This is a genomic window from Cupriavidus sp. FW305-F7, assembly GCF_058782875.1.
In genome coordinates, this window is record NZ_JBYSYC010000104.1 from 1 (window position 1) to 6,976 (window position 6,976).

Sequence of the window (6,976 nt, forward strand, 5' to 3'; positions counted from 1 at the left end):
AAGGGTGGCAAGTGGAGCGCGCAGGAGGAAGAGGCGTTCAAGCAGCCGATCCGCGACCAGTACGAGCACCAGGGCCATCCGTACTACGCCAGCGCGCGGCTGTGGGACGACGGCGTGATCGACCCGGCGCAGACCCGCACCGTGCTGGGCCTGGGTCTTTCCGCCAGCCTGAATGCACCGATCGACGAGATGAAGTTCGGCGTGTTCCGCATGTAATTGCGGCCAAGCCACTACTGTCCCATTACCGCCTTCCACCCCATGCGCAGCGTCGCCCGCCTGCTTTGCAGCCTAGCCCTGGTTACGGCGTTCGCCATGCTGGCGCCGCTGTGCGGGCATGCGCAGACTGCGAACGGAAACGGCAAAGCTGCGCGCATGCGCTTCCAGGAGCAGGTGGTGATGCTGCCCAAAGCGGCGATCCCGTCGCGCATCGACCTGGAAGCCACGGTATTCAAGCCGGCTGGCGACGGGCCGTTTCCGCTGGTGGTGATCAACCACGGCAAGGCGCCGGGCCGGCCCGCCATGCAGGGGCGCGCGCGCTTTCCGGCGCAGAGCGTGGAATTCCTGCGCCGCGGCTACGCCGTGGTGCTGCCGATGCGGCAGGGTTTTGCGCGCTCGGGCGGCGCCTATGTGGGCGGCAGTTGCGATATCGAGGCCAACGGCATGATGCAGGCCGACGATGTCGTCGCCACGCTCGACTTCATGGCCACGCAGCCCTATGTGGACATGGAGCGCATTGTCGTGATCGGCCAGTCGCACGGGGGCCTGACCACGATGGCGTTTAGCACCATCGGCTATCCCGGGGTGCTGGGTGTGATCAATTTTGCGGGCGGACTGCGCAACCTGAACTGCCCGGACTGGGAAGAGCGCCTGGTCGATGCCTTTGCCAGCTACGGCGGCCTGGCGCGCTACCCGTCGCTGTGGGTGTACGGCGACAACGACAGCTACTGGCCGGTGCCCTTGCCCGGCCGCATGTTCAACGCCTTCAAGGCGCGCGCCACCGGCCCCGCGGCTCAATCACGGCTGTTGGACGTGGGCGAGTTCGGCAACGACTCGCATCGCGTCTTCAGCGCGCGTGAAGGCATCCCGGTGTGGTTGCCTGAAGTCGGCAACTTCTTCCGCTCGCTGGGCCTGCCGTTCGACGCCGGCACCTGAACCGCACCAGACAACTTTTCCGCCAACGGAGCGAACCATGGAATTCACCGCACTGACCGTCAATATCGCCAGCCACGTCGCCACCGTCACGCTGAACCGGCCCGATGTGCGCAACGCCTTCAACGAGACCGTGATCGCCGAGCTGACCGGCGCCTTCCGCGCGCTGGGCGACATGGACGAGGTGCGCGCAATCGTGCTGGCCGGCAATGGCCCGGCCTTCTGCGCCGGCGCCGACTTGAACTGGATGAAGAAGATGGCGGGCTATTCCGACGACCAGAACCGTGCCGATGCGCTGACCCTGGCGCAGATGCTGCACACCATCTGGTCGTGCCCGCGCCCGGTGATCGCGCGCATCCAGGGCGACACCTACGCCGGCGGCATGGGCCTGGTGGCCGCGTGCGATATCGCGGTGGCAGCCGAGCACGCGCACTTCTGCCTGTCCGAGGCGCGCCTGGGCCTGCTGCCCGCCACCATCAGCCCGTATGTGATCCGCGCGCTGGGCGAGCAGGCCGCACGCCGCTACTTCATCACCGCCGAGCGTTTCGATGCCGCCGAGGCGCTGCGGCTGGGCTTTGTGCACACGGTGGTGCCGGCCGAGGCCCTGGATGCCAAGGTCACCGAACTGGCGACCGCGCTGGTGGCCAACAGCCCGAACGCCGTGCGCGAAAGCAAGCGGCTGGTGCAGGACATCGCCGGGCGTGCGATCGACAACGATTTGCTGGCCGATACCGCGGACCGGATTGCGAAGATCCGGGCGTCGGAAGAGGGGCGTGAAGGGGTGAAGTCGTTCCTGGAAAAGCGCTCGCCGTCGTGGCGCCCCGCTTGAGTCACACGTGCGGCCTGCCGCAGTGAAAAAAAGACTACCGGCAGGTTGCGTGGAGATCGCGGCACGCTAGCGACAAGAACAGCGCTTCACCCCGATAACGTTCGGTAAATCCGGTCAAAGTACTGCCAACGCGAAAATATCACCTTCATTGCCAAGCGCGAGAAGACATTCCTAACATGACCCTCCCCAACCTGTCCGCCACCGTTGCACTGCCCGGCCTTGCCGGCAGCGGCGCGCGCGCGGACGGTCAACAAAGGAGGGCTACCTTGGATCACCTGTCCCTTTCCCCAGGCAGCGACGCGCAGGCACTCGGCCAGCGCAGCCGCAACGCCGTCTGGCATCCGTGCACGCGGCTGCGTCCCGACGACGACGCCGTGCCGCTGGCGATCGTGCGCGGCGTTGGCCCGTGGCTGCATGATGCCGACGGCCGCCGTTATTTCGACGCCACCAGTTCGTGGTGGGTCAACCTGTTCGGCCACGCCAACCCGCGCATCAACGCCGCGCTGGCCAGCCAGCTGGAAACGCTGGAGCACGTGATGCTCGCCGGCTGCACCCACGCCCCGGCGGTGGAACTGGCCGAGCGCCTGTCAGCGCTGACCGGCGGCGCGCTCGGCAATGTCTTCTACGCTTCGGACGGCGCCTCGGCGGTCGAGATCGCGCTGAAGATGAGCTTCCACTACTGGCGCAATACCGGCCTGCCGGCCAAGCGCGAGTTCGTCTGCCTGCGCCACGGCTACCACGGCGAGACCGTGGGCGCGCTCGCGGTGACGGACATGGAAGTCTTCCGCGATGCCTATGATCCGCTGATCCGCCGCGCACACGTGGTGATGTCGCCCGACGCACGCCAGGCCGCACCCGGCGAGAGCGCTGCGGACGTGGCTGCCCGCGCCCTGGCGGAGCTGGAAACCCTGCTGCGCGAGCGCGCCGGCCAGATCGCCGCGCTGATCGTCGAGCCGCTGGTGCAGGGCGCCGCCGGCATGGCGATGTACGACCCGTCGTATCTGGATGGCGCGCGCGCACTGTGCGACCGCTACCGGATCCACCTGATCGCCGACGAGATCGCGGTGGGCTGCGGGCGCACCGGCACCTTCTTCGCGTGGGAACAGTCGCGCGCCGGCGAGGCGCCGCTGCCCGCGCACCTGTGGCCCGACTTCCTGTGCCTGTCCAAGGGTATCAGCGGCGGCTATCTGCCGCTGTCGCTGGTGCTGTCGCGCCCCGAGATCCAGCGCGCCTTCGTCGCCGACGAGCTGGCCCGCAGCTTCCTGCATTCGCACTCCTACACCGGCAACCCGCTGGCCTGCCGCGCCGCGCTGGCCACGCTGGACCTGTTCGCGCAGGACGACGTGCTCGCGCGCAACCGCGAGCGCGCGCACTGGCTCGCCGACGGCATGGCCGCGCTGGCCGCCGACGCGCGCCTGCGGCACGTGCGCCAGCGCGGGCTGATCTGGGCCGCCGATGTGCGCGATGACGTCGCCGGCGCCGACTTTGCCGCGCGCTTCCATCACGCCGCGCGCGAGCGCGAGCTGCTGGTGCGCCCGATCGGCAATACGCTGTACGTGATGCCGCCCTACGTCTTCGATGCCGCACAGGCACGCTGGCTGGGCGAGCAACTGCTGGCCACGCTCGACGACGTGACCACCGATATGAGCACGAGCGGGGAGGTGCGCCATGCTGCTTGAACAACTGAGGCAGGCCGCCGAACAGCGCCACGCGCTGGCCCTGACGCGCCGCCGCCGCGTTGCCCACACTGCCTGCGCGCCGCACCAGGCCGTGGGCGAGGACGGGTCCGAGCCGGAATCGCTGCTGACCTTCTGCAGCAACGACTACATGGGGCTGGCCAACCACCCGGACGTGATCGCCGCGCTGGTGGAAGGCGCGCAGCGCTATGGCGCCGGCAGCGGCGCCTCGCACCTCGTCAGCGGGCATTCGCTGGCGCACACCCAGCTGGAAGCGGAACTGGCGCGCTGGCTCGCCCCGCATATCCCGCATGCGCGCACGCTGTATTTCTGCACCGGCTACATGGCCAACATGGCGGTGCTGACCGCGCTGGGCACGGCGGGCGCCACGCTGTTCTGTGAGTCGCTCAACCATGCCTCGCTGATCGATGGGGCGCGGCTCGCGCGCGCCGACGTGCAGCGCTACCCGCATTGCGACACCGCCGTGCTGGAAGCGCTGCTGGCGGCCAGCACCAGCGAGCGCAAGCTGATCGTGACCGACAGCGTGTTCAGCATGGACGGCAATGTCGCGCCGCTGCGCAAGCTGCTGGAACTGGCCGAGCGCCATGACGCCTGGATCATCGTCGACGATGCCCACGGCTTCGGCGTGCTGGGCGAGCAGGGCCACGGCGTGCTGGAAGCGCTGGGACTGTCGTCCGAGCGGCTGATCTATGTCGGCACGCTCGGCAAGGCCGCCGGCGTGGCGGGTGCCTTTGTCGCCGCACACGAGGCCATCATCGAACACCTGGTCAACACCGCGCGGCCCTATATCTACACCACGGCCGCGCCGCCGGCTGTCGCGCATGCGCTGCTGGCCAGCCTGGCGATCCTCGAAGGAGAAGAGGGCAGGCAACGCCGGGCGCAACTGACGCGCTGCATCGGCATGCTGCGCGAGGGGCTGGCCCAGTTGGCTGCCATCGCGGGCTGGACGCTGGGCGACAGCGAGACCGCGATCCAGCCGCTGATCGTCGGCGACAACGGCGCCGCGCTGGCGCTGTCGGCCACGCTGGAGGCGGATGGCATCCGCGTTGGCGCGATCCGGCCGCCGACCGTGCCTGAGGGCACCGCGCGGCTGCGGATCACGCTGTCGGCTTCGCACACCGAAGACGATGTGCGGCGCCTGCTGGATGCCCTGAGCGCCGCCGTGGCGCAGTGGGAGGCCGCATGAGCACGCGCGCGCCTTTCGCCTGCTTTGTCACCGGCACCGATACCGGCATCGGCAAGACCCACGCCAGCGCCACGCTGCTGCATGCGCTCCATGCCGCCGGCTACCGCACCGCGGGCATGAAGCCCGTGGCCAGCGGCAGTGAGTGGCGCGACGGCCATTGGCACAACGACGACGTGGCGCAGCTGCGCGCCGCCAGCTCGGTGGCGGTGCCGCTGGGCCAGACCTGCCCGTTCCTGCTGCGCACGCCGTGCTCGCCGCACCTGGCCGCCGCGCACGAGGGCGTGCGCATCACGCGCGCGCCGGTCCGCACCGCCTTCGACGCGCTGCGCCGCCAGGCGGATGCGGTAGTGGTGGAGGGCGTGGGCGGTTTCAACGTGCCGCTCGACGCCGGCGCCGTGCGCTGGAACACCGCCGACCTGGCGGTGATGCTGGCGGTACCAGTGGTGATGGTGGTCGGCATCCGGCTCGGCTGCCTGAACCACGCCGTGCTGACCGCCGAAGCTATCCGCGCGCGCGGCCTGCCGCTGGCGGGCTGGATCGCCAACCGGGTCGACCCGGACATGCTGCTGGCCGACGAGAACATCGCCACGCTGCACGCGTCGCTGGACGCGCCTTGCCTGGGTGAATTGCCCTGGCAACTGGCGCCCGCCGCTGCCGCTGGCCGGCTCGACCTTGCGCCGCTGTTCGCCGCCGCCGCCCAATACCAAGCCGAGGCCGCCGGCCTTGCTGCCTGAACCAGAATTCGCATCGATCATGACTCAAGCTCACACCGCTACCACCGTTACTACCGTTTCCGTCGATTCCCTGCGCCAGAGCGCGCGCTCGCACGCACTGCCCGATGACGCCGCGTGGCGCGTCGATGACGTTGCCGCGCTGTTCGCGCTGCCGTTCAACGACCTGTTGTTCCGCGCCCAGCAAGTGCACCGCGAGCACTTCGACGCCAATACCGTGCAGCTGTCCACGCTGCTGTCGATCAAGACCGGCGGTTGCGAAGAGGATTGCGGCTACTGCCCGCAGAGCGCGCACCACGATGCCGGCGTGAAGGCCGAAAAGCTGATGGCGCTGGACGAGGTGCTGGACGCCGCGCGCGCGGCCAAGGCCAATGGTGCCACCCGCTTCTGCATGGGCGCCGCCTGGCGCAGCCCGAAGGACCGCCACCTGGAGCCGGTGATGGACATGGTGCGCGAAGTGAAGGCGATGGGCCTGGAGACCTGCGTCACGCTGGGCATGCTCAAGGCCGAGCAGGCGCAGCAGCTCAAGGACGCGGGGCTGGACTACTACAACCACAACCTGGATACCTCGCCGGAGTTCTACGGCAAGATCATCACCACGCGCACCTACCAGGACCGGCTCGACACCATCGGCCATGTGCGCGACGCCGGCATCAATGTCTGCTGCGGCGGCATCGTGGGCATGGGCGAGGCGCGCGAAGCGCGCGCCGGACTGATCGCGCAGCTGGCCAATATGGACCCGTATCCGGAGTCGGTGCCCATCAACAACCTGGTCCAGGTCGAGGGCACGCCGCTGGCGGGCACCGAGGCGCTGGACCCGTTCGAGTTCGTCCGCACCATTGCCGTGGCGCGCATCACCATGCCGCGCGCCATGGTGCGCCTGTCCGCCGGCCGCGAGGCCATGGACGAAGCGTTGCAGGCGCTGTGCTTCATGGCCGGCGCCAATTCCATTTTTTACGGCGAAAAGCTGCTGACCACCGGCAACCCGCAGGCCGACCGCGATCGCGCCCTGCTGGCTCGCCTCGACATCCGCGCAGAGGGCTACGCGGGATGATGAGGTAAGAAAGCCCACCGGTAGTCAGCTGGCTCGCCGTCCTGTCGAAAAACTAGGAGGAGCCATGTTCAACAAGATCCTGATCGCCAACCGCGGTGAAATCGCCTGCCGCGTGGCCGCCACCTGCCGCCGGCTCGGCATCCGCACCGTTGCTGTGTACTCGGACGCCGACGCCGACGCACGCCACGTCGCCTTCTGCGACGAGGCCGTGCATATCGGCGGCGCGGCCGCGCGCGACAGCTACCTGCGCGCCGACCACATCATCGAGATGGCGAAGGAGACCGGTGCCCAGGCCATCCACCCGGGCTACGGCTTCCTGTCCGAGAACGA

The 6,976-nt window shown here is 69.0% G+C and carries 8 protein-coding genes; all 8 read left to right on the forward strand.

Annotation, left to right across the window (positions count from 1 at the left end; all coding sequences use genetic code 11):
• On the forward strand, window positions 1-216 hold a 216-nt coding region (locus tag AC3WL8_RS39585; protein WP_492380220.1), incomplete at its 5' end, for a carboxyl transferase domain-containing protein.
• Between the two features lie 42 nt (window positions 217-258).
• Entirely contained in the window at window positions 259-1,152 is an 894-nt protein-coding gene (locus AC3WL8_RS39590; RefSeq protein ID WP_013955263.1) for a dienelactone hydrolase family protein, read from the forward strand.
• Between the two features lie 37 nt (window positions 1,153-1,189).
• Window positions 1,190-1,978, forward strand: coding sequence for an enoyl-CoA hydratase/isomerase family protein (locus AC3WL8_RS39595; RefSeq protein WP_153956051.1), 789 nt, complete (start codon window positions 1,190-1,192; stop codon window positions 1,976-1,978).
• Between the two features lie 266 nt (window positions 1,979-2,244).
• Complete coding sequence (gene bioA / locus AC3WL8_RS39600; protein ID WP_194946908.1) at window positions 2,245-3,657, forward strand: adenosylmethionine--8-amino-7-oxononanoate transaminase; 1,413 nt, start codon at window positions 2,245-2,247, stop codon at window positions 3,655-3,657.
• Complete coding sequence (gene bioF / locus AC3WL8_RS39605; RefSeq protein WP_153956053.1) at window positions 3,647-4,861, forward strand: 8-amino-7-oxononanoate synthase; 1,215 nt, start codon at window positions 3,647-3,649, stop codon at window positions 4,859-4,861. Before bioA ends, bioF begins: the two co-directional genes overlap by 11 nt.
• Window positions 4,858-5,595, forward strand: a complete 738-nt coding sequence (gene bioD, locus AC3WL8_RS39610; RefSeq protein ID WP_153956054.1) for a dethiobiotin synthase — start codon at window positions 4,858-4,860, stop codon at window positions 5,593-5,595. Before bioF ends, bioD begins: the two co-directional genes overlap by 4 nt.
• Before the next feature lie 19 nt (window positions 5,596-5,614).
• Window positions 5,615-6,646 (forward strand): biotin synthase BioB, encoded by a 1,032-nt coding sequence (gene bioB, locus AC3WL8_RS39615; protein ID WP_013955268.1) that lies wholly within the window; start codon window positions 5,615-5,617, stop codon window positions 6,644-6,646.
• Between the two features lie 64 nt (window positions 6,647-6,710).
• A partial coding sequence (locus AC3WL8_RS39620; protein WP_492380221.1) for a biotin carboxylase N-terminal domain-containing protein occupies window positions 6,711-6,976 on the forward strand: 266 nt, incomplete at its 3' end.